The organism is Corynebacterium uterequi (assembly GCF_001021065.1).
GTDB classification, from domain to species: Bacteria; Actinomycetota; Actinomycetes; order Mycobacteriales; family Mycobacteriaceae; genus Corynebacterium; species Corynebacterium uterequi.
In genome coordinates this window covers 293,526-316,479 of the sequence record NZ_CP011546.1, presented here as the reverse complement: position 1 = coordinate 316,479, position 22,954 = coordinate 293,526, and the positions used below count along the sequence as shown (strand labels likewise).

General features: G+C 65.9%; 15 protein-coding genes and 4 tRNA genes. 3 read left to right on the top strand and 16 right to left on the bottom strand.

Annotated elements, in window-relative coordinates:
* Positions 1–31: 31 nt before the first annotated feature.
* The 5 genes from rpoB to CUTER_RS01450 all read right to left on the bottom strand — a co-directional run bounded on the left by rpoB (position 32) and on the right by CUTER_RS01450 (position 7,787).
* Positions 32–3,535 (bottom strand): DNA-directed RNA polymerase subunit beta, encoded by a 3,504-nt coding sequence (gene rpoB, locus CUTER_RS01470; RefSeq protein WP_047258934.1) that lies wholly within the window; start codon positions 3,533–3,535, stop codon positions 32–34.
* Positions 3,536–3,816: 281 nt separating this feature from the next.
* Positions 3,817–4,917, bottom strand: a complete 1,101-nt coding sequence (locus CUTER_RS01465; protein ID WP_052843968.1) for a DUF3068 domain-containing protein — start codon at positions 4,915–4,917, stop codon at positions 3,817–3,819.
* Between the two features lie 91 nt (positions 4,918–5,008).
* Positions 5,009–5,395, bottom strand: coding sequence for a 50S ribosomal protein L7/L12 (gene rplL / locus CUTER_RS01460; protein ID WP_047258933.1), 387 nt, complete (start codon positions 5,393–5,395; stop codon positions 5,009–5,011).
* Positions 5,396–5,492: 97 nt separating this feature from the next.
* Positions 5,493–6,011 (bottom strand): 50S ribosomal protein L10, encoded by a 519-nt coding sequence (gene rplJ, locus CUTER_RS01455; RefSeq protein ID WP_047258932.1) that lies wholly within the window; start codon positions 6,009–6,011, stop codon positions 5,493–5,495.
* A gap of 336 nt (positions 6,012–6,347) precedes the next feature.
* Entirely contained in the window at positions 6,348–7,787 is a 1,440-nt protein-coding gene (locus tag CUTER_RS01450) for a phytoene desaturase family protein (protein WP_047258931.1), read from the bottom strand.
* A gap of 408 nt (positions 7,788–8,195) precedes the next feature.
* Between CUTER_RS01450 and CUTER_RS10955 the strand changes: the two genes are divergently transcribed.
* Positions 8,196–13,061 (top strand): GDSL-type esterase/lipase family protein, encoded by a 4,866-nt coding sequence (locus tag CUTER_RS10955; RefSeq protein WP_052843967.1) that lies wholly within the window; start codon positions 8,196–8,198, stop codon positions 13,059–13,061.
* Positions 13,062–13,165: 104 nt separating this feature from the next.
* Here the strand turns inward: CUTER_RS10955 and rplA are convergent, their stop codons facing one another.
* From rplA to CUTER_RS01395, 9 genes are all read right to left on the bottom strand, one after another.
* Positions 13,166–13,876 carry a 50S ribosomal protein L1 gene (gene rplA / locus CUTER_RS01440; protein ID WP_047258930.1) on the bottom strand — a complete coding sequence of 237 codons (711 nt, stop codon included), beginning with the start codon at positions 13,874–13,876 and terminating at the stop codon, positions 13,166–13,168.
* A gap of 87 nt (positions 13,877–13,963) precedes the next feature.
* Positions 13,964–14,389 carry a 50S ribosomal protein L11 gene (rplK, locus tag CUTER_RS01435; RefSeq protein WP_047258929.1) on the bottom strand — a complete coding sequence of 142 codons (426 nt, stop codon included), beginning with the start codon at positions 14,387–14,389 and terminating at the stop codon, positions 13,964–13,966.
* Between the two features lie 194 nt (positions 14,390–14,583).
* Complete coding sequence (gene nusG / locus CUTER_RS01430) at positions 14,584–15,414, bottom strand: transcription termination/antitermination protein NusG (RefSeq protein ID WP_082121211.1); 831 nt, start codon at positions 15,412–15,414, stop codon at positions 14,584–14,586.
* Positions 15,415–15,574: 160 nt separating this feature from the next.
* Positions 15,575–15,916, bottom strand: coding sequence for a preprotein translocase subunit SecE (secE, locus tag CUTER_RS01425; RefSeq protein WP_047258927.1), 342 nt, complete (start codon positions 15,914–15,916; stop codon positions 15,575–15,577).
* Between the two features lie 24 nt (positions 15,917–15,940).
* Positions 15,941–16,013, bottom strand: a tRNA-Trp gene (locus CUTER_RS01420).
* A gap of 92 nt (positions 16,014–16,105) precedes the next feature.
* Positions 16,106–16,182, bottom strand: a tRNA-Met gene (locus CUTER_RS01415).
* 40 nt (positions 16,183–16,222) lie between these two features.
* Positions 16,223–16,295 (bottom strand) — tRNA-Thr (locus CUTER_RS01410).
* 1,422 nt (positions 16,296–17,717) lie between these two features.
* Positions 17,718–17,799, bottom strand: a tRNA-Tyr gene (locus CUTER_RS01400).
* 113 nt (positions 17,800–17,912) lie between these two features.
* Positions 17,913–18,935 (bottom strand): polyprenyl synthetase family protein, encoded by a 1,023-nt coding sequence (locus tag CUTER_RS01395; protein ID WP_047258925.1) that lies wholly within the window; start codon positions 18,933–18,935, stop codon positions 17,913–17,915.
* Between the two features lie 109 nt (positions 18,936–19,044).
* Between CUTER_RS01395 and CUTER_RS01390 the strand changes: the two genes are divergently transcribed.
* A complete protein-coding gene (locus CUTER_RS01390; RefSeq protein WP_407919168.1) occupies positions 19,045–20,283 on the top strand; it encodes a geranylgeranyl reductase family protein in 1,239 nt (412 codons plus the stop codon).
* Positions 20,284–20,715: 432 nt separating this feature from the next.
* Positions 20,716–20,913: a hypothetical protein gene (locus tag CUTER_RS01385; RefSeq protein WP_047258923.1), complete on the top strand. Its 198-nt coding sequence runs from the start codon at positions 20,716–20,718 to the stop codon at positions 20,911–20,913.
* A gap of 43 nt (positions 20,914–20,956) precedes the next feature.
* On the opposite strand, the gene CUTER_RS01380 is transcribed toward CUTER_RS01385, so the two are convergent.
* Positions 20,957–21,643 carry a demethylmenaquinone methyltransferase gene (locus CUTER_RS01380; protein ID WP_047258922.1) on the bottom strand — a complete coding sequence of 229 codons (687 nt, stop codon included), beginning with the start codon at positions 21,641–21,643 and terminating at the stop codon, positions 20,957–20,959.
* Between the two features lie 31 nt (positions 21,644–21,674).
* Positions 21,675–22,913: a glycosyltransferase family 4 protein gene (locus CUTER_RS01375; protein WP_047258921.1), complete on the bottom strand. Its 1,239-nt coding sequence runs from the start codon at positions 22,911–22,913 to the stop codon at positions 21,675–21,677.
* Positions 22,914–22,954: the final 41 nt, after the last annotated feature.

The window sequence follows — 22,954 nt, the reverse complement described above, 5'->3', positions numbered from 1 at the left end:
CTTATACGGATTTCTCGTTGCTTCGTAGGTCTTAGGCGATGTCGGAGTCGGCATCGGCGCGCTCGTCGCGGGACAGGTTAATGCCCAGCGTCGACGCGGCCTCGTCATCCTCATCGGACCCGGACAGCTCCATCGGGGTGCCGTCAGAGGCCAGAACCTCCACGTTGAGGCACAGCGACTGCAGCTCCTTGAGCAGCACCTTGAAGGACTCCGGGATACCCGGATCCGGGATGTTCTCGCCCTTGACGATGGCTTCGTAGACCTTGACACGGCCCACCACGTCATCAGACTTGATGGTGAGCAGCTCCTGCAGGGTGTAGGCCGCGCCGTACGCCTGCATGGCCCACACCTCCATCTCGCCGAAGCGCTGGCCACCGAACTGCGCCTTACCACCCAGCGGCTGCTGGGTAATCATGGAGTACGGGCCGGTGGAGCGAGCGTGAATCTTCTCGTCCACCAGGTGGTGCAGCTTGAGCATGTACATGTAACCGACCGAGATCGGGTACGCGAAGGGCTCGCCGGAGCGGCCGTCGAACAGCTGGGTCTTGCCGTTGGCGTCCACCATGACGTCGCCGTCGCGGTTCGGCTTGGAGTTCGCCAGCAGGCCGGACAGCTCGCCGTTGGTGGCGCCGTCGAACACCGGGGTGGCGGTCAGCGACTCCGGCGGGACGTCGTAGAGGGACTCCGGGAGCACCTTGATGAGCTCGGCGTTCTTCGGGTCCTCCGGGTCGACGGTCCAGCCGGCGTGGGCGAGCCAGCCGAGGTGCACTTCGAGCACCTGGCCGATGTTCATACGACGCGGCACACCGTGGGTGTTGAGGATGATGTCGACGGGGGTGCCGTCGGCCATGAACGGCATGTCCTCTGGCGGGAGGATCTTGCCCACAACACCCTTGTTGCCGTGGCGGCCGGCCATCTTGTCGCCGTCCTGGATCTTGCGCTTCTGGGCCACGTAGACGCGGACCATCTCGTTGACGCCCGGGGACAGGTCGTCGTCGTCCTCGCGGGAGAAGTACTGCACGCCGATGACCTTGCCGGTCTCACCGTGCGGCACGCGCAGGGAGGTGTCGCGCACCTCGCCGTCCTTCTCGCCGAAGATGGCGCGCAGGAGGCGCTCCTCCGGGGTCAGCTCGGTCTCGCCCTTCGGGGTGACCTTGCCGACGAGGATGTCGCCGTCGCGGACGTCGGCGCCGATGCGGACGATGCCGCGGTCGTCGAGGTCCTTGAGCACGTCGTCGGAGGTGTTGGGAATGCCTTCACGGGTGATGCGCTCCGGACCCAGCTTGGTGTCGCGGGCGTCGATCTCGTGCTCCTCGATGTGAATCGAGGTGAGGATGTCCTCCTCCACCACGCGCTGGTTGAGGATGATGGCGTCCTCGTAGTTGTGGCCCTCCCACGGCATGAACGCGACGAGCAGGTTGCGGCCGAGCGCCATCTCGCCGTTCTTCGTGCCGGGGCCATCGGCGATAACCTGGCCGGCCTCGACCCGCTGGCCCAGGGTGACCAGCGGCTTCTGGTTGTAGCAGGTGCCCTGGTTGGTGCGCTGGAACTTGCGCAGCAGGTAGGAGTCCCGCTGGCCGTTGTCGTCCATGATGGTGATGACGTCCGCGGAGACGGTCTCCACCACGCCGGCCTTCGGCGTGATGACCACGTCGCCGGCGTCGTAGGCGGCGCGCTGCTCCATGCCGGTGCCGACGTAGGCCGACTCGGCACGGACCAGGGGGACCGCCTGCTTCTGCATGTTCGCACCCATGAGGGCACGGTTGGCGTCGTCGTGCTCCAGGAACGGAATCATGGCGGTGCCGACGGACACCATCTGCCGCGGGGAGACGTCCACGTAGTCCACGCCGGCGGCGTCGGTGACGGCGATGTCGCCGTCCTTCAGCCGGACCTCGACGCGCTCTTCGACGATGCGCCCGTCGGCATCCTTGGCCACGGAGGCCTGGGCGATCGCGTAACGATCTTCCTCATCGGCGGTGAGGTACTCGACGGTATCGGTGATGACACCGTCGACGACCTTGCGGTACGGGGTCTCGATGAAGCCGAAGGAGTTGACGCGGGCGTAGGACGCCAGCGAACCGATCAGGCCAATGTTCGGGCCTTCCGGGGTCTCAATCGGACACATGCGGCCGTAGTGGGACGGGTGAACGTCGCGCACCTCGATGCCGGCGCGCTCACGCGACAGACCGCCCGGGCCCAGCGCGGAGAGACGACGCTTGTGGGTCAGCCCCGACAGGGAGTTGTTCTGGTCCATGAACTGCGAGAGCTGCGACGTGCCGAAGAACTCGCGGATCGCGGCCGAGACGGGCCGGACGTTGATGAGCGACGTCGGGGTGATCGACTCCGCATCCTGGGTGGTCATGCGCTCACGCACGACGCGCTCCATGCGAGACAGGCCCACGCGAACCTGGTTCTGGATGAGCTCGCCGACGGTACGCAGACGACGGTTACCGAAGTGGTCGATGTCATCCGTGCTCAGCGGGATGGTCTCGCCGGCCGGGGACATCATCTCACGCTCGCCCGCGTGCAGGCGGACCAGGTACTCGATGGTGGTGGCAATGTCCTCTTCGGTGAGGGTGGTTTCGCCCTCGTGGTCGCCGCCGAGGCCCAGCTTCCGGTTGACCTTGTAGCGGCCGACGCGGGCCAGGTCATACCGCTTGGCGCGGAAGAAGGAGTTCTCGATGAGCGACTGCGCGAGGTCACGCGTCGGCTGCTCGCCCGGGCGCTGCTTGCGGTAGATCTCCAGCAGCGCTTCGTCCGTGTTGGCGACGCCGTCCGCCTCCAAGGTGGACATCATGAGCTCGGAGAAGCCGAAGCGCTCCCGGATGTGCTCCTCGGTCCAGCCGAGGGCCTTGAGCAGCACCGTCACCGGCTGGCGGCGCTTACGGTCAATGCGCACGCCGACGGTATCGCGCTTGTCAACGTCGAACTCCAGCCACGCACCGCGCGACGGGATAACCTTGACGGCGTGCAGAGGACGCTCGGTGGACTTATCGATCGACTGATCGAAGTACACGCCCGGGGAGCGGACAAGCTGAGAGACGACGACACGCTCGGTGCCGTTGACGATAAAGGTGCCCTTGTCGGTCATCAGCGGGAAGTCGCCGATGAACACCGTCTGGGACTTGATCTCTTGCGTATCGCTGTTAATGAACTCCGCGGTCACATACAGCTGCGCGGAGTAGTTCATGTCCTTTTCCTTGCACTCGTCCACGGAGTGCTTGACCGGCTCGAAGCGCGGCTCGGACAGGGAGAGGGACATGTTCCCGGAATAATCCTGGATCGGGCTCAATTCCTTGAGGATGTCCTCAAGGCCGCTGGTAATCACGGCTTCGGGGCCGCGCTCCTGCTGCTGCTTCGCGCGCCACTCGGGCGCGCCGACGAGCCACGCAAAGGAATCGAGCTGTAGATCTAGAAGACCCGGTACGGAAACGGGCTCCGAAATCTTCGCGAAAGAATAGCGAGTCGGAGCTCCGGGAAATTCGGCCACAGAATTGGTCTGGCGGGAGACTGCCAAGATGGGTCCTTCCAGCACCTCACGCGACGCCGGGCATCCCCGCTTCTGGCTAAACGAGGAACCAACGCCGCTGGTAGTTAGCATTCGGTCTGCTACGGAGCTAGCTCCCCCGGATAGCGAAAAGTCACCTTGTCAAGTCACGCGTTTCGCTAGAGCTGGACAAGGCTTCCACAAGGCACCGGGGGCCAACTCCAGCGCAACGACATAGCCTATACCACATCCGCCCCGCTGTAAAGGCACAGCAACCTCAAGCCGTCCGATGCGCTCGTCCGGCGTTCCTCGGCAACAGACTGTACCACCTACGCTTCGGGAGTACGTACCGTGCCCTCAGGCAGGTATTGCGTCGGGGTGTGAGGGCTGACTTTATCCAGCGTGCGACGCCGGGAGCCGCCGAGACCAAAGGCACCGAGCAGACCAAAAGCGAGAATGATCGCGCCCACACCCACCGTGGCCCACCGTGTGTACCGGGCCTCCGAGGTGCTGGCCACCTGCGACACCGCGCCCATCAACTCGGCCGCGCGGGCGTCGTCCAAGGAACCAGAAAAGTCCAGGGCGGTCTGCACGGCCTCGCGGGGACTGCGGCCGTAGAACTGCCGCACGGACACGTCCGCGTCCACGACGATGCCCGTGAGCTGGTCAACGTACACGTCCCGCGTCGCGGCGTGGTAGAGCTCGAGGGTTTCCGTCTTCGGCTCGGCCTCTTCCGTCGTCTCCTCCTCTGTGCCCTCGGCGTTCTCTGCGTCCTCTTCCGAGTCTTCAGCATCCGCCACCGGCACCTCCCGGGACGTGAACATCCCCGGCGCCACCGCATGCACGCTCGTCGGTGCAATCTCCTGCCGGTAGTGATACACCGTCCTATCCCCGCGGACCTCCGAGTCCACGAAAACGGCCGGGTACGCGCGCTGCAGCGTCTCGTCGAAGAGATCGTACGTCGTCTGCTGGGCGTTGGAAGGAAACTTCAGCCAGTGCCCTTCCATGGGCACCGTCACCGGTGGGAAGCCGACGGTGTGGGTCAGCGTCGCCTCGCTTACCGGCGCGCCCGTCACCCGGTCGAGAACATAGCTCCACGTCTGTGCCTCCAGAAGGCCCTGCTTCGCCGACGGGGCGTCGTCACGCACCCACGTGGAACCGATGCGCACCGTCGCCGTGTCTTGGGTCGACGGCGCCTGGATCTCCATGTGGAGCTGCTGGGTGACCGGGCCGGTGTGCTCGGTTCCGGCGGGGTCGAACTTGGCGGATGTCACCGCCTCCTGGTCAGTGATGGACCAGGTGGTGGCGGACAGGTCCAGCGGCAGTCGTCCATCCGCTTTGAGCAGCATGGGCGCCACCAGCCCGCCCACCAGCAAGGCGATGCCCAGCCCAACCAGGACCGCGGAGAGGATGCGTGACTTTGGAAGCATGGTCGAGAGTTTACCGGCCGTGCCGGAACGCAAAAACCGCCCGACCCACGAGGGGTTCGGGCGGTAGAGCAGCTTTTAGGCTGCGACGAGCTTACTTGAGCTCGACGGAGGCGCCGGCCTCTTCCAGCTTGGCCTTGGCGGCCTCGGCGTCGTCCTTGTTGGCACCCTCGAGGATGGCCTTCGGAGCGGACTCGACGAGCTCCTTGGCTTCCTTCAGGCCCAGGCCGGAGACGATCTCGCGGACGGCCTTAATAACGCCGATCTTCTTGGCGCCGACGTCGGTCAGGACGACGTCGAACTCGGTCTTCTCCTCGGCGGCCGGGGCGTCAGCACCCGGGGCACCAGCGGCGGCGACGGCGACCGGGGCGGCAGCCTCGACGTCGAAGACCTCTTCGAATTCCTTCACGAACTCAGAGAGCTCGATGAGGGTCATTTCCTTGAAAGCCTCGATGAGCTCATCCTTGGAAAGCTTAGCCATGGTGGCATCCTTTCAGTTGGTGGCCGCCGAAGCCGACGGCCAAAGTTTGTCTTGTTCGATTGTGCGGAGTGCCGGCCCCCAGGCAGGGGCCGATTCCTTAGGCTTGTTCCTGCTTCTCCTGGAGAGCAACAGCGAGGCGAGCCATCTTCGTCGCCGGTGCGTTGAACACGGCGGCGGCCTTTGCCAGATTGCCCTTCATCGCGCCAGCCAGCTTGGCGAGAGTGGTCTCGCGGTTGTCCAGCTCGGCGATAGCCTTGACCTGATCGGCGGACAGCGCCTTGCCGTCCATGTAGCCGCCCTTGATAACGAGCTTGTCGTTAGCAGTGGCGAACTTCTTCATCACCTTGGCGGCGTCAACAGCCTCGCCCTTGATGAAGGCGACGGCGGTCGGGCCGGTGAGGTGCTCGTCAAGACCCTCAATACCCTGCTCAGCGGCAGCGATCTTGAGGAGGGTGTTCTTGGCGACGTGGTACTCAACGTCGAAACCCAGCTCGCCGCGCAGCTCCTGGAGCTGCGAGACGGTCAGGCCGCGGTACTCGGTGAGGAACAGCGAGTCAGCCTCGGAGAACTTCTCCTTCAGAGCAACGAGCTCTGCAACATTCTTCGGGTTTGCCATCTTTCCAACGCCTCCTTTCCCTTGTGTCGTATCGTGGTGATCCGCCGGGACTTCGCGCAGCCTCGCCGGGGCGGACCCCAACAACGCAACGAAGCCCCGTGCAGCAGGCACAGGGCTTCACATCGCGCATAATCGCGCGGACGATTCAGCAAGTGTCTCCTGCGTGGGTCGGCCCATCCGTCTTCCGTTTGGTAGACAGTGAACGCTTTCAATCCCAAAGTTGGGATGACCGACGGTCTTCGGTGAAACTTGATCTCGGACGAAACACGTGTCCTCGTCCGTTCAAACTTCCCGGCTCACCCTAGTCGATACCCGCCGAGGGGACCAAATTCTCCCCTACCGTCCTCTCTCAAGGTCGCGCATCGCGGTGCGGGCCGCCCAGGCGCCGGCCATTCCGTGAACGCCGGCGCCGGGAGGCGTCGCCCCCGAGGCCAGGTAGAGCCCGCGGCCCACGCGGTAAGGGTTGATCGTCAATCCAGGCCGCAGAAGCGCCCTGAGACCACTCATGGATCCACCGGCGATATCGCCGCCGACGAAGTTGGGATTCCAGCGTTCCAACGCGGCGGTGCTGGTCTCGTGCTTATCGACGATGAGGTCGCGGAAGCCGGGGGCGAAGCGCTCGATCTGGTCCTCGATGAGCCCGGCCACCTCACCTGGATGTGCCTGCTCATAGCCATGGGGGACGTGCGCGTAGGTCCACAGGATGGTGCCCTGCGTCGTCCCGGCGCGGCTGGGGTCGGCTACTTGTTGTTGGCAGACCATGACGAACGGGCGTCGGGGCAGCCGCCCGGCGACCACGGCGTGTTCAGCAGCGTCGATCTCCTCGGCGGTGCCGCCGACGTGCACCGTCGTCGCCTCGCCCACCCGGGGGTCTCGCCAGGGGACGGGTTCGCTAAGCAGGTAGTCCACCTTGAACGTGCCCGGCCCGTACGTCCACCGCCGCAGCCGTCGAACTGTCTGAGGGGCCATGTGTTCGCCGGCGATCGCGACGGCGCGCGCCGGCGTGAGGTTCAAGATCGTGGCGTCGGCCGGCGGGAGATCATCAAGATTATTCACCGGGGCGTCGGTGTAGATGCACGCGCCGTGCTCAGTGGCGACGGCAGCCAGCGCGTCGGAAATGGCTTGGGATCCGCCCTCTGCCACTGGCCAACCTCGGCTCATCCCGAGTGAGCCGAAGAGGAGGGCAAAGGCCGCGGTGAGGGGCTTTGATGGCGGGGTGATGGCGTGCACCGCCGAGCCGGCGAACAGGGCTCGGGCGGCATCGGTGTGAAAGAGCCGCCGGCTGAGGAAGTTCGCCGAGGCAACCCCGGGGATGCCGAAACGCGCCATCTTCACCGGGTGGGCGGGCCACCGCAACAGCGGTCCCAGGAAGTTCTCCAGGTGGTCGTCGATGTGGTTGAGCACGTGCCCGTGCACGCGTTTCCAGGCGGCGGCGTCGACCCCGAGAGCGTCGGCGGTATCGCCCAGTCCGCGCCTGAGGACGGCGGCCGGGCCGTCGTCGAGCGGGTGCGCCATGACGGCGTCAGAGTGGCGCCACCGCAGCCCGTACTCCTCAAGCTTCAAGGCCTCGAAGACCGGGCTTGCCACGCCGAAGGGATGCGCCGCGGAGCCGAGGTCTACCCGGCTGCCGGAACCGAACACGTCGGCGGTGCTGGCGGCTCCGCCGATGGTGGAGCGGCGCTCGTACACGCGGACGTCGATGCCGCGGCGCGCCAGCAGTGCCGCGGCGGTTAATCCATTGGGCCCTGCGCCGACTATGGATACTGACGCCGTCATGACCCATCACCTCCCAGGGTGTCGTCTCTTTTTCCTTGCCTCCAGTGTCCGTGGCGCGGGTAAGCCGGGGATGAATCACCAATGAGAGGGCTCTCATAAGCTTAAGGGCACTGGTTTTGACGCTCGAGCGCCTGGTTTTTCACGACACCTCGGCGGCACTCGTACCCGTTTGTCCCCCAGAATTGGGGGAACCAGGCCCGAGCGAACGCGGTGCCCGGGCAGGGTGCATGAACCACCCCGCATGGCACCCTGTCAGCCGCCTCCGGCCGCCTCACGTGCGGAAACACCCCACCGGACGCGCGATTGTCGAGCCTCGGCGGCCGTTATCTGGCTCACTGCTTTGGCCTTAAGAGGGCGGATCACACAATCCCGCCTCGTGGAAACGTTCTCACATTTAGGATTCGTCTTATGTCTGATGTCGAAACTATGAAGAACAGGCTGATAGCGAGCCTGGCCACCGTCACCCTCCTAGCCGGATCCGGGCAGATCGTTGCCCCCGCCTTGGCCACCGCCCAAGACGCCACCGGCGCCGCCGAGCCCGCCCCCGCTGCCGCCGTCGATGCCCCAGCCGGCGAGGCGAACCCAGCAGCCGAGGCACCAGCCCCCGCACCCGAACCCGCACCCGAACCCGCGCCCGCGCCCACCCCGGCGCCGGCTCCCGCCCCGGAGCCCCCGACTCCCACCACCGAGGCGCCGGCCGAGACCTCCACCCCGGCGACCACGGAAGCACCGGAGGAGCCAGCCGTCACGTCGGTGCCGATCACCATCACGGTGGCGAAGCCGAAGCCGGACGGCAAACCCTTCGATGTCGGTGACACCATCCGCTTCCACTTCGAGGTCACGAACTCCACCGATACCGCCCGTGCCTTCCAGCCCGAGTCGTCCAACCTCGACAACTTCGCCGGCTGCAAGTGGGAGTCCATCCGCCCCGGTGAGAAGAAGACGTGCGACTTCGCCACCCACACCGTCACCGCGGAGGACGCCGCCGCCGGCTTCTTCACCCCGGAGATCACCTACAAGATGTTCGCCGAGACCGGATACAAGGGCACCACCCAGACGCTGGATGTCACCCGCGGCGAGCAGGTGAAGGTCACGAAGGTCGACGCCCAGATCATCGAGGTCACCGCCGAGAAGCCCAAGGATGACGAGGGCTACAAGGCCAATGACGAGGTGGCCATCACCGCGAAGGTGCGCAACCTCAACGCCACCGATGAGCTCAAGCTCAGCGTGGACCCGACGTCAGACATCAAGGCCGATAAGGACCTCGCCCCCATCGCGGCCGGGCAGGAAGCGGAGCTGAAGGATCTGAAGTACACGATCACCGAGGAGGACGCCGAGACCGGCTCGGCCACCCCGGAGCTCGTGCTCACCACCGCGGGCGGGCAGAGCCTCAAGGCGAAGGTGACCATCGCCGTCACCGGTCACTTCGACCCCGCTGAAAGCTTCACCCCGCGCAACGCGAACCCGACGCTGGCGCCGTCGCTCACCGACCTCAACGTCATCGCTACCTCGGACGGCAAGAATATCTTCCGCATCCCCGCCCTGGCGGTGGCGTCGAATGGCGACATCCTCGCCTCCTACGACCTCCGGCCGAAGAATGGCGCCCGTCAGGGCGGTGACTCCCCCAACGAGAACTGGATCGTCCAGCGCCGCTCCACCGACAATGGCCGCACCTGGGGGCCGCAGACCGTCATCGCCAAGGGCAAGATGAACCCTGGCCGAGAGGGCTTCTCCGACCCCTCCTACGTGGTCGACCACGAAACCGGCACCATCTTCAACTTCCACGTCCACTCCTTCGACGCCGGGTTCAACTACGGCTCCCCCGCCTACCACCTCGACGAGTCCGGCCGGGTGAAGGAAGACGCCCGCAGCACCATGAACCTGGGCGTGGCCGAATCCAAGGACAACGGACACACCTGGACCGAGCGCGACATCACCGCCGAGGCCCTCGGCGACAAGGCGAAGGACCTCGTCGCCTGCTTCGCCACCTCCGGCGCCGGCACGCAGAAGCTCAACGCCCCGCACCAGGGCCGCCTCCTGCAGCAGGCCGTGTGCTCCTTTAAGGAGAAGGGGCACAACTACGCGGCCGTGACCATCTACTCCGATGACCACGGCAAGACCTGGCACTCCGGCAACTTCGCCTCCACCACGGAGGGCGGGAACTGGGCCTACGACGAAAACAAGATCGTCGAGCTGTCCGACGGCCGCCTCATGCTCAACTCCCGCCCCTCCGGCGGCACCGCCTCCGGGCACCGCATCGTGGCCATCTCCGACGACGGCGGCGAAAACTGGAAAGACTACCGGGTGCAAAAGGACCTGCTGGACCCGCAGAACAACGCCCAGGTGATGCGCGCCTTCCCGACGGCACGCCCGGGCACGCTGCGCTCCAAGGTCCTCGTGTTCTCCAACACCCGCAACTCCACGGTCGGCTTCGCCAACCGCCAGCCTGGAACCATCTCCCTGTCCTTCGACGACGGTGCCACGTGGCCGGTGTCCAAGCAGTTCCGCGCCGCCCGCACCGGCTACACGACGATGGCGATCCAGCCCGACGGTTCCATCGGCGTGCTCTACGAGCCGCAGACCGGCGGCAAGGACCAGATCGGGTATCAGAACTTCACTCTGAGCTGGGTGACTGACCAGCTGGAGTCCGAGCCGGGGCTGAAGAGCACTCGCGGCACCCTCATCGACGGCGCCGAGGCGAAGCTCGTGCTTCCCCTGCGCGGCAACGACCCCACCCTGGCCGACACCATCAAGGTGGAAGGCCTGCCCGAGGGGCTGCGCTTCGACGAGAAGACGATGACCATCGTCGGCACGCCCAAGGTGGGCAACACCGACCGCAAGACCTACCCGCTCACCGTGACGTTCAGCGAGGGCGACGACGGCACCGGCATCCCCCGCGCCTTCACCGGCACCTACCAGCTAGTGCTCAACCCGGAGGGTGCCACCTACGGCGCCCAGCCGGCGGCGGTGCAGGCGTCGAACCTTGAGCTGGCCGACCACAAGGCCCTGCTCGCGCTGCTGCAAAAGCCCGAGCCGCTGACCTGGCTGTTCACTGGTGACTCCATCACCCACGGCGTGGTGCACACCAACGGGCTCAAGCGCTTCACCGAGTACTTCGAGGACTACCTGCACACCGACCCGTTGGCCGGGGCGGATCGTCGCCACGACGTGGTGCTCAACACCGGCGTCTCCTCGGCGAACACCGCCGATCAGGCCAACCCGCCCGGGCTGCGCAAGTACGCCGGCCCGTGGGTGGCAGACCGCAAGGCGGACGTGGTGTTCATCACCTTCGGCATGAACGACGGCCGCGAGTCTGCCGTCGCCGTCGATAAGTACCGCGCCAACCTGCAAGCCACCATCGACGAGGTCCGCGCCTCCGGGGCAATCCCGGTGCTCATGACCCAGAACTTCACCACCGACCCGGTGAAGAACAAGCGCCTGATCGAGTACGTGAAGACCGGCCGCGAACTGGCGGCGGAGAACAAGGTCATGATCGTCGACTTCGCCGGCTGGTGGGAGGAGCAGTCCGACGGCGCACTCGTCATGCCCGCCATGATGAACGACCAGCTCCACCCGAACCAGCAGGGCCACCTCGACTGGGCCCAGCTCATCCTCTACCAGCTCGGTCTGCTGAACGACGGCTCCCGCCTCGCCCAGCGAGAGACGGCCTCCGCCCCGTCCTACGGCGGCGCCCGCCTCGCCCTGCCGCAGGACAAGGTGGACACCACCACCCTGTTCGGCACCAGCGGCGTGGCCACGCCGGCCGTGGCGCAGGACCTCAAGGGCAAGAAGTTCGACGGCACCGCCACCAAGGTGGAATCCGACAAGATCTCTGCCTTCGCCGGCGCGTCGACGGCGAACATCACCACCCGGTTCCGCACCGAGCCGGGCCTGAACACCGCCACCGAGCACGTGCTCATCAACATGGCCGATAAGGACAGCAAGAAGAAGCTCACTGTGGGGCTTCACAACAACGGCATTCGCGTCGGCCTGGACCAGACCGGCAGCAAGTACGCCTACTTCACCGTGCCGAACCTCAAGGTCACCGATGGCGCCTTCCACACGGTGTCCATCAACTTCTCCCAGGCCGACTTCGACCTCTTCGTCGACGGCACCAAGGTGGCCACCAAGTCCCTCAACGGCTACCGCTTCGACCCGAAGTTCTTCGGCATCGACACCGTCTCCGTCGGCGGGTCGCTCAAGGACCTCACTCCGACGGGCACGAAGAACGCCCCCGCGTTCGTCGACTACGTCGAGTTCTTCTCCCGGGAACTGACTGACCAAGAGATTGCGGGCATCCGCAACGAGGCGGCCAACAAGTCCGTCACCCCGCAGCTGCGTGCCCTGTTCCACAACACGACGCCGCAGATGTGGGCGTTCCTCGGCGGCGGCACCACCCGCGGCACCATGGCGGAGATGACCGCCAAGAACTACGTCCAGGCCATCGAGGAAGTGCTGCGCTGGGAGTCGGGCAACAAGGACCCGATGCTGCGCATGAAGTTCGTGGAGAACGCCGGCGTCGACGGCGCCACCGCGGCCACGCTGGTGGACCGCTACCGGTCGGTCGTCGCCGAGCAGAAGCCGGCCGTCGTCGTCATCGCGCCGGATGTCCTCGCTGGCGGCGCCCTCGTGGAGAAGGACCCGGCGGCGTTCAAGGCGCAGATCGCGGGGCTCATCGACGAGGCGTCGGCTGCTGGCTCGCAGGTCCTACTGCTCACCCCGCCGCAGCTGAGCGAGGATGCCAAGCCCTACGCTGAGGCGCTGCGCGAGCTCGCCACCGAGAAGAACACCTCGCTCGTGGACGCCTACGCGTGGCTCGCCGAAGCAGCAGAGATCAACGGTGCTGAGAAGGTCACCGCCGAATGGTTCGACGGCACCGGGCACATGCGCGCCAAGGGCCAGCTGGCACTGGCGAAGTTCATCATGGACACCATCGGCCTCATGCCGGAGAACGTCAAGGCCTCAGAGATCTGGGGGCTGAACTACAGCGGCAACGGACAGCCCGCCACCGGCGACGCCCCCGGCTTCGCCACGCCGAGCGCCGGTGAGCAGCAAGACGACGGCGCCGAGCCGGGCACCCAGCCCGACACTCCGGACACCCCGCAGCCGGGTAACAAGCCGGGTGACCAGCCAAACGACGAGCCCGGCTCCCAGCCGGACAATGACGACGGCGCGACCGCGTCGCTGAGCTCCGTGGCGTCGACCATCGGGCGCACCGTGGTCGGCTGGATCACCATGATTATCGACGCGATCCGCGGCCTCTTCGGGATCTAATCCCTAGAGCACGGACACGCACAGCGCCCCGCCGGCGCCAACAGGTGCTAGCGGGGCGCGTTGCAGAAAGGGCGTGGCAGCAGAGCCGCCACGCGGAGAAGCGCTTAGGCCTTAACGGCGTAGTTCTTCTGAACCGACGGGTCCACCGGGACACCCGGGCCCGAGGTGGAGGCCACGGTGACCTTCTTCAGGTAGATGCCCTTGGAGGAGGACGGCTTGAGGCGCAGGACCTCGTCGAGCAGCGCACCGTAGTTCTCGGCGAGCTTCTCGGCATCGAAGGACGCCTTGCCGATCATGGCGTGCAGGTTGGAAGCCTTGTCCACGCGGAAGGCAATCTTGCCGCCCTTGGACTCCTGGACAGCCTTCGCCACGTCGGTGGTGACGGTGCCGGTCTTCGGGTTCGGCATGAGACCACGCGGGCCCAGGACGCGGGCGACGCGGCCGACCTTGGCCATCTGGTCCGGGGTGGCGATGGCAACGTCGAAGTTGATGGTGCCGGCAGTGATCTGCTCGACGAGCTCGGCGGTGCCGACGATGTCCGCGCCGGCGGCCTCGGCCTCGGTGGCCTTCTCGCCCTCGGCGAACACGGCGACGCGCACGGTCTTACCGGTGCCGTGCGGCAGGTTGACGGTGCCGCGGACCAGCTGGTCAGCCTTGCGCGGGTCAACGCCGAGGCGCAGGGCGACGTCGATCGTGGCGTCGTAGTTCTTCGAGGAGGTGTCCTTCGCCAGCTGGACGGCGTCCAGCGGGTGGTACAGGTTGTTCTTGTCAACCTTGGCCTGGGCTTCGCGGTAAGCCTTGGACTTCTTGCTCATAGTGACCAATTCCTTGTCGTAGAAGTGGAGTTGGGGTGGTCATGGGGGCCGGAGCTGGCCCTGCCACCTTTGATAGCTGCCGAGGGGTTAGTTCTCGACGGTGATGCCCATGGAGCGGGCGGTGCCGGCGATGATCCGGGCGCCAGCCTCGATGTCGCGGGCGTTGAGGTCAGCCTTCTTGGTCTCGGCGATCTCCTTGCACTGCTCCCAAGTCACGGAACCAACCTTGTTGGTGTGCGGAACGCCGGAGCCCTTCTGCAGGCCAGCGGCCTTGAGCAGCAGCTTGGCGGCCGGCGGGGACTTCAGCTTGAAGTCGAAGGAGCGGTCTTCGTAGACCGTGATCTCGACCGGGATGACGTTGCCGCGCATCGATTCGGTGGCGGCGTTGTAGGCCTTGGTGAACTCGACGATGTTGACGCCGTGAGCACCCAGGGCCGGGCCGACCGGCGGGGCCGGGGTGGCCATGCCGGCCTGGATCTGCAGCTTGATGAGGCCAGTAGCCTTCTTTGCCATTGCGTTCCTCTTTCCTTGGTACCGGGCGTCGCGCCACGCACATGGCTTCATACACCGTGGACGCGGCCCGTCCGGATGCCTGCCTTACACAGGCCACCGGGGAGACGTGTAGTCAGCGTGTGCGCCTGACAATAGGCACACACGAGGAACTAGCATAGAACGGCGCTCGCGCCGGTCCCAAATTCCTTAAGGAACTAGTCGATCTTCTTGATCTGGTCCGGGGTGAGTTCCACCGGGGTGTCGCGGCCGAAGATGGAGACCAGCGCCTGGATCTTGCCGGTGGCGGGGTCGATCTCAGAAATCGTGGCGGCCACCGATGCAAACGCGCCAGACAGGATCGTCACGGCGTCGCCCACCTGGTAGCCGTGGGAGAACTTCGGCGCCGACTGCTCTTCCGGCATGGCAATGACCATCTCGCCGTCCGCGTTGGTGGCGGCGCTACCGTCGGCGGTGGCCGCCTGCTTCGGCATGAGGAACTTAGCGACGTCGCGCGGGCGGACGACGGTGGCGTTACCCTCGTTGCCGACGAAGCTCGTCACACCGGGGGTGTCGCGCACGACGGACCAGGCCCGGTCATTCATGTCCATGCGCACCAGCACGTAGCCGGGGAGCAGCTTGCGCTTGACGATCTTCTTCTTGCCGTCCTTCATCTCCACGATCTGCTCGACCGGGACGACGACCTCGTGGATGTACTCCTCCACCTCAAGGGTCTGGGCGCGCATCTCCAGGTTGGTCTTCACCTTGTTCTCATAGGAGGAATAGGTCTGGATGATGTACCACTGGCCGGACTGCTTCTTCAGCTCGCGGGTGAACTCGCGCAGGCGGCGACGGTAGTCGGCGTCGCCGTCGGTCTCCTCGGCGGCGTCGGCACCCGCCGGCGCGGCGTCGGACTCGTTGGCGGAGTCTTCGGCGGCCGCCACGATGTCAAGGTCGGCTTCCTGTACCGGCTGCTCCTCAACCTCGATGGCGCCCTCGGTGTGGGCGGCGTCGACCTGCTCGTCGAAGTTCGTGCTTTCCTCGCTCATATGCTCTCCCAATGTCGATTGATCCCAGGGACACGTGATGGGGCGCTGAAGGCTTTCGGCCCCGACTGTCGCCATCTTAAGCCCCGGGCAGGGCAATAAATTATCCCGCCGACCCTAGAGGGTCTGACGGGATGATGTTGTATGTGACTTCCACCCTAGCCTAGGGGGCGAGGACGGCGGTAATCCCCATGTTCGCCAGCTGGTCGACGCCCCACACCAGGGCGGTCATGAAGATGAGGAAGGAGAAGACCACGAGAGTGTAGGTCACCATTTCTCGGCCGGTCGGCCAGATGACCTTGCGCATCTCGGAAACAACCTCGGGAACGAAGGCGCCCACTCCCCCGCCGTAGCTATCGGAGTTGGTCGTAGAGGCTGCCGCCTTGGCCTTGACATCGGAGGCGGAAACGGTGCTAGAGCCGGAAAGCTGGCGCTTACCGGCCGGACGTGATTCCTCGCGCGAATGACGGCCAGTGGCCTTCGTCTGCGGCGTCTGATCAGTCACAGCACTCCTTTGAGAAGAGTTTTGCAGGGGCGACAGGACTCGAACCTGCAACCTACGGTTTTGGAGACCGTTGCGCTACCAATTGCGCCACGCCCCTTGGTGCATCCTCCGCGATTGCGAACGATACGGGCAACCATACCAGATGACCATAAGGTCTTCCGATGCAGTCTGGCCGCCGTGCAGCGGCCGTGGTAGCGGTGGAGAGACTCGAACTCTCGACCTCGCGATTATGAGTCGCGCGCTCTCACCAGCTGAGCTACACCGCCACACCGTTACCACCGAGGAAAAGACCCTGGATAGTAACAGAGCCCCCTAACAGAATCGAACTGTTGACCTTCTCCTTACCATGGAGACGCTCTGCCGACTGAGCTAAGGGGGCATGACCTCAATGTGAAGCTTTTCTTTCGAGCCGCTCCGTTGAAGCCTTGAACAGGTTAACCCGAGACTTCTTAAGCGCACAAATCGCCAGCTTGTAGGCCTTTTTCACCGCCTTGATCGGGCCTTCGCAGTTGAGGGTGTAGCCGCGGAAGTTCGCCACGGTAGGTGAGGGGCGATGCACGTGCATCGCTCGGGGTGGAGGATTCCCGGCGTCGACGGGCGTGGTTGGGTATGCCGCGCATAGTGGTTCGCGAGAAGCGTTCGGGCTGTTGGCCTAAGGTCAGCCACGGTAGGTGGGGGCGATGCACGTGCATCGCTTGGGGTGGAGGATTCCCGGCGCCGGCGGGCGTGGTTGGGTATGCCGCGCATAGTGGTTCGCGAGAAGCGTTCGGGCTGGCGACCCGGGGCCAGCCGTGGGAGATGGAGGCGATGCACGTGCATCGCTTGGGGTGGAGGACTCCCGGCGCTGACAGGCGCCGTTGGGTATGCCGCGCATAGTGGCTCACAGCAAACGGTCGGCCTGGCGGCCCGGGGCCAGCCGTGGGAGATGGAGGCGATGCACGTGCATCGCTTGAGGCTGAGGATTCCCGGCGCTGGATGACGGCGGGTATGCCGCGCATAGTGGCTCACAGCAAACGGTCGGCCTGGCGGCCCGGGGCTAACTGCGGGAGACGAGGGCGATGCACGTGCATCGCTCGGGGCGGAGGATCCCCGGCGCTGGGTGAGGGTGGTTGGGTATGCCGCGCATAGTGGTTCACAGCAAACGTTCGGGCTGACAACTCGAGGCCAGCCGCGGGAGATGGAGGCGATGCACGTGCATCGCTCGGGGCGGAGGATTCCCAGCGCTGGATGACGGCGGGTATGCCGCGCATAGTGGTTCGCGAGAAGCGTTCGGGCTGTTGGCCTAAGGTCAGCCGTGGGAGGTGAGGGGCGATGCACGTGCATCGCCTGGGGTGGAGGACTCCCGGCGCCGACGGGCGTGGTTGGGTATGCCGCGCATAGTGGTTCACAGCAAACGTTCGGGCTGGTGGCCCGGGGCCAACCGTGGGAGACGGAGACGATGCACGTGCATCGCTCGGGGCGGAGGACTCCCGGCGCCGACGGGCGTGGTTGGGTATGCCGCGCATAGTGGTTCACAGCAAACGGTCGGGCTGACAACTCGAGGCCAGCCGTGAGAGACGGAGGTGATGCACGTGCATCGCTTGGGGCGGAGGATTCCCGGCGCTGGGTGACGGTGGGTAAGCCACGCAAAGTGGTTCACAGCAAACGTTCGGGCTGGTGGCCCGGGGCCAGCCGCAGGCTTGGGGCGATGCACGACGCCCCGCCTCAATCAGCCGCACCGCCCCGCCGCCAACTTCACCCTCGGTGGCCGTGCGCAACAAAAACCGCCTGCTTTGATTTCTCAAAGCAGGCGGTGAATCTGTGCCAGGTAGAAGATTCGAACTTCTGAAGGCAACGCCGGCGGATTTACAGTCCGCTCCCTTTGGCCGCTCGGGCAACCTGGCTAACCACATTGAGCAACATTTGTGTTGTTCAGTGCGTGAAAGACTTTACTACGCTGGCCCTATCGGTGCGCAAATCGCCAGCTCAACGGCGTCGAAGTGCTACAAATAACGTGCTATCCCACCCGCTGCACGGTGTAATCCATGAGCTGGCGAAGCGCAGTCGTGGCGCTCGACTCCGGCAGGCGAGCGATCTGCTCGTTGGCCTGGGCCACGTAGGTCTCGATGACCTCGCGGGTCTTTCGACGCCCCTCGGAGGCCTCCAGCAGCTCCAGAGCGCGGGTGACGTCGGCGTCGTTGGCTAGCGGCCCCGTCAGCAGGCCGCGCAACTCGTCGCCCACAGCACTGTCGTCGCCCAGTGCGAGCAGCACGGGCAGGGTGAACACCCCTTCGCGCAGGTCCGTGCCGGGGGTCTTGCCGGAGTCTTCCTCGGCGGAGAAGATGTCGATCATGTCGTCGACGATCTGGAAGATGATCCCGATGAGCCCGCCGAGCTTGTAGAGGGCGTCCATGTGCTCCTCAGAGGCGCCGGAGTGCAGGGCGCCGAGGAAGCCGGCGGAGGCGATGAGCACGCCCGTCTTCTCCGTGATGACCTTCATGTAGTGCTCGACGGCGGCGTCACCGCCCGCGGAGGCGCCGATGGTCTCTCGCATCTGGCCGGTCACGAGCGTGCGGAACGTTTCGGCGAAGTGCCGCACGGTGCGGGTATCGAGCTCGCTCATGAGCCGTGAGGCGTGGGCGAGCAGGATGTCGCCAGCGAGGATGGCGACCGAGTTGTCCCACCGGGAGTTGGCGGATTCCACTCCCCGGCGACGGTCGGCCTCGTCCATGACGTCGTCGTGGTACAAGGTGGCCAGGTGCACGGTTTCGACGACGACGGCCGCCTTCACTACCTCCGGGCTGCCCGGGCGGGAGCCGAACTCGGAGGACAGCAGCGCCATGAGGGGGCGGAAGCGTTTGCCCCCGGCGACGGCGAGGTGGAGCACCTTGTCGACGATGAAGTCTTCGCCCTGCCCGAGCTCGGCGCGCAGTAGCGCCTCGACGGCGTCCATGCCGGCGGTTAGTCGCGCATTCAGCTCCGCGTCCCCGAACTCTACGGCGCTAACGCGGCCGTTCGGGCGGGTATGACTTTCTGTCATGGTGGGCGCACCTCAAAAATCACCGGAAAATCGATTAAAGTCCCCTTTACCGTAGTCGAAACCACTGCCCAGGTTCATCCCAGGGTCACCCCGTGAGACAATGGCGGCCATGAACTCGCCACTCAAGCGCAGCTACGATGTCGTCGTCGTCGGCGCCGGGCCGGCCGGCTCCGCCGCCGCCCTCTACGCCGTGGCGGCCGGGTGGGATGTGTTGCTCGCCGACGCCGCCCCGGTGGGCCGCGACAAGACCTGCGGCGACGGGCTCACCCCGCGGGCGATCACCCAGTTGGCCCGCCTCGGGTTGGCGGACACGGTGACCTCCCGCTACCGCAACCGGGGCCTAAAGCTGCACGGTTATGGCGGCAGCGTCACCGCCCCGTGGCCTAACAGCCCTTTCGGAACCGTGGGGTCGGCCATGCCGCGCACGCAGTTCGACGCGCTGTTGGCGCGCACCGCCGCGGAGCGTGGCGCCGAGCTCGTCGACGACGCCCCCGTGGACAACCCCACGATCGTCGACGGGCGGATCACGTCGCTGATGGTCGGCGACCGGGAGGTATCGGCGCGCTGGGTCATCGTTGCCGACGGCGTGCGCTCCCCCGTCGGCAAGCAGCTAGGGCGGCGCTGGCACCGCGGCGAGGTGTACGGCATCGCCGCGCGCGCCTACGCACCGTCGACGCGCGCCGACGAGGAGTGGATGCATTCCCACGTCGAACTGCGCGACGACGCCGGGGAGCTGCAGCCTGGCTACGGCTGGCTCTTCCCGCTAGGCGACGGCCGGGTCAACGTCGGCCTAGGGGCGTTGTCCACCACTGATCGCCCCGCGCGGCTGAACACGAAGAAAGTGCTGCGCACCTACGTTCAGCAGCAGCGCGACGCGTTCGGGCTCGGCGAACCCAGCCAGGTGGCCTCGGCCCTGCTGCCGATGGGCGGGGCGGTATCCGGCGTCGCGGGACCGAACTGGGCACTCATCGGCGACGCCGCCGCCGGGGTCAACCCGCTCAACGGCGAGGGCATCGACTACGGCATGGAGATGGCGGGGCTCGTCGTCGAGCTGATCTCGGACTCCGAAGACCTCACCCGCCGCTGGCCGGAGACGCTGCGCGAGCATTACGGGGAGGCCTTCGTGCTGGCACGCTCGGCGGCGCGCCTGTTGACCTACCCCCGTTTCCTGCCCGCGGTGGGCCCGCTGGCGCTGCGTGGCCCCGTAGGCGCAACGCTCATGCCCGCCGCGGCGCGGCTTATGGCGAACCTCATCACAGACGAGGACCGGGACCTCATGGCCCGGCTATGGCGAGCCGCCGGCTGGTCGGCGCGACGCATTCGGCGGGATACCCCGTTGTGGGGCTGACGTGGCTGCAGATCCCCTCCCGTCAGGGCGGTCTTCACCGCAGCAACACCCGGCGCGGCCACTCTTGCAGGTCACAGGGGAGTCGGTGTCGTTGCTGAGGGGTCCTCTCACCGCACCCATGGAAAGCCAACAGCAATCTTGCATGCTGACGAAGACCTTCCCCTCCCACCTCTTTCGTCAGCTCCTGTCAACGATTTCCCACATTGTTGATCCTTTAGGGTCAAAAGTTGATACTCAAGGATCAACTTCAACCCAAGCTCTTGGAAGTCCTTGATCCTCGGCCTTAGGCTCAAACTGTCAGCAAAACCTACTTCGGTAAGTACGTTGCTGGAGTGGCCGGAAAAGCTACGGGCGCCTGCCGGCGGTGTCATCGCCGGAGTAAGTGGCACACTCATCGGCGTTGCCGACAACTGTTAGAGAGTATCCACCATCATGGAGAAACCACTTATCCTTGCCTGGTCAGGCTGGGCGCTGTGCCTCTTGACCGCACTGTACATTCACGGCGATCTCCTGCTCGCGCTCAAGGACACAGCCGTATACCTCTTCGGTCTTCTGGCCTTCTACGTCACCATCGCACTCGTCGTCAAACACCGAAAGCAACTAAACTCAACCCACCCCACGACGGCCTAACCCCTCCTGCTAACGGGCCTTAGACTATCTGCCTTACGACGGGCTACGCCTTTACCGCGGAGTGGATGGCGACAATGCCGAAGGTGAGGTTCTGCCAGCCGACTTCCCGCCAGCCGTTAGCGTTGATCTCCGCCGCCAGTTGCTCCTGGTCCGGCCACGCGCGGATGGATTCGGCGAGGTACTCGTAGGACTCCGGGTTCGAGGACACGACGCGCGCTACCTTTGGCAGCAGCCGCATGAGGTACTCCTTGTACGCGGTGGCGAACACCGGCACCACGGGGGTGGAGAACTCGTTGACCGTGAGCCTCCCGCCCGGCTTTGTCACCCGGGCGAACTCGCGTAGCGCTGCGCGGAAGTCGTGGATATTGCGCAATCCGTAAGAGATGGTGACGGCGTCGAAGCTCTCGTCTGCAAACGGCAGGGTCATGCCATCGCCCACCACCTTGGGCACGTCACGATGCGCCCCGGCGGCGAGCATCCCGGGAGAGAAGTCGCAGGCCACGCACCACGCGCCGGACTTCGCCAGCTCCTCGGTGGACACGGCAGTCCCGGCGGCGACGTCGAGGACCCGCTCCCCCGGCTGCAGCGCCAGGCGTTCCCGGGTGCGTCGGCGCCAGTACCGGTCTTGGCCGAAGGAGATGACGGTATTGGTCAGGTCGTACTTGCGCCCCACGGCGTCGAACATCTTCGCCACGTCGAAGGGCTGCTTGTCCAGGTCTGCTCGTCCCACCTGGTTGAGTGTAGCGAGCGTCGAGCCTGCGCTACGCCACGCCCTCCCCGCGGTGGTGGCGCCGCGGCAGTTCGCGTACCTTCGCGTTGAAGTTCCGGGCGGCGCGCACCGGCAGGGCGACGGCGCGCGACAGCAGGCTACGGGGCGCGGTCGACGCCGCGACGATGGCCTGGTCGTAGTAGCCGAGCAGCTGCTCGCACAGCGCGCGCCACGTCTTGTTCTCGATGGAGGCCCGGGCGTTGGCCCGCAGCGTGTCGTGGCGGCAGTCGTCGAGCAGGTAATCGACGGCGCTGGGCAGGTCGGCGCTGAAGGTGGAGACGTTGAGCAGCAGGCCGTTGACGCCTTCCTCGATGAGGTCGACGGGCCCGCCGGCGCGCGGTCCGATGGTGGGCACCCCGGAGGCCTGGGCCTCCTGGATGGCCTGGCAGAACGTCTCGAACTCGCCGGCGTGGACGAAGAGATCAAGGCTGGCATACGCCCGGGCCAGGTCCTCGCCGCCGAGGGCGCCGGTGAAGATGGCGGTGGGAAGCTCGGCCTGCAGATCCGACATGGACGGGCCGTCGCCGACGATGACGAGCTGAATGTCCGGCCGGTGCGCGAGGCTGACCAACCGGTGTACACCCTTCTCCGGCGCGAGGCGGCCGACGAACCCCACCACCTTCTTGGTGCCGGTGGGGTCCCAGGTCCGCCGCAGCGTTTCGCTGCGCTTCGACGGGTGGAAGCGCTCGGCGTCCACGCCGCGGCCCCAGTGGTGCACGTTGTTGATGCCGTGGTCTTCCAGCTCGGCGATGGTCAGCGAGCTCGGCGCGAGCGTGAGCTGGCACAGGTTGTGGATGGTGCGGGTCCAGTCCCACGCGGCGGCCGCCAGCGGCGCGAGGTGGTACTTCGTGGCAAACCCGGCGACGTCGGCCTGGTACAGCGCCACCGCGGGCAGGTCCAGCTGCTGGGAGGCGAAGGCGCCCGACGCGCCCAGCACGAAGGGGCTGGCGAGGTGCACCACGTCCGGCTCAAACGACGACAGCGTGTCATAGACCGTAGCGTTGGGCACGCCGATGGGCAGGGAGTCGATGAGCGGCACCTTGACCGTAGGCACCCGGACGATGGGAAATCCCAGGTAGTCCGGCACTTCCTCCTGGTGATCGCGGGCGCCGGGGGCGATGACGATGGCCTCGTGGCCCTCCTCGCGAAGGTGCTCCAGCACGCGCAGAACGGAGTTGGTCACTCCGTTGACATTGGGAAGAAAAGATTCGGCAACAATGGCAACTCGCATAGGCTCCTACTTTGACAGCGGGAAGGAAACGCCGCGTTACG

Bases quoted from the DNA above. Each gene is read 5' to 3' on its own strand.
- CUTER_RS01450 (WP_047258931.1), bottom strand. From the start codon at position 7,787: ATGACGGCGTCAGTATCCATAGTCGGCGCAGGGCCCAATGGATTAACC.
- rplK (WP_047258929.1), bottom strand. From the start codon at position 14,389: ATGGCAAAGAAGGCTACTGGCCTCATCAAGCTGCAGATCCAGGCCGGC.
- CUTER_RS10955 (WP_052843967.1), top strand. From the start codon at position 8,196: ATGTCTGATGTCGAAACTATGAAGAACAGGCTGATAGCGAGCCTGGCC.
- CUTER_RS01385 (WP_047258923.1), top strand. From the start codon at position 20,716: ATGGAGAAACCACTTATCCTTGCCTGGTCAGGCTGGGCGCTGTGCCTC.
- CUTER_RS01390 (WP_407919168.1), top strand. From the start codon at position 19,045: ATGAACTCGCCACTCAAGCGCAGCTACGATGTCGTCGTCGTCGGCGCC.
- nusG (WP_082121211.1), bottom strand. From the start codon at position 15,414: ATGAGCGAGGAAAGCACGAACTTCGACGAGCAGGTCGACGCCGCCCAC.
- rplL (WP_047258933.1), bottom strand. From the start codon at position 5,395: ATGGCTAAGCTTTCCAAGGATGAGCTCATCGAGGCTTTCAAGGAAATG.
- CUTER_RS01465 (WP_052843968.1), bottom strand. From the start codon at position 4,917: ATGCTTCCAAAGTCACGCATCCTCTCCGCGGTCCTGGTTGGGCTGGGC.
- CUTER_RS01395 (WP_047258925.1), bottom strand. From the start codon at position 18,935: ATGACAGAAAGTCATACCCGCCCGAACGGCCGCGTTAGCGCCGTAGAG.
- CUTER_RS01375 (WP_047258921.1), bottom strand. From the start codon at position 22,913: ATGCGAGTTGCCATTGTTGCCGAATCTTTTCTTCCCAATGTCAACGGA.
- rplA (WP_047258930.1), bottom strand. From the start codon at position 13,876: ATGAGCAAGAAGTCCAAGGCTTACCGCGAAGCCCAGGCCAAGGTTGAC.
- rplJ (WP_047258932.1), bottom strand. From the start codon at position 6,011: ATGGCAAACCCGAAGAATGTTGCAGAGCTCGTTGCTCTGAAGGAGAAG.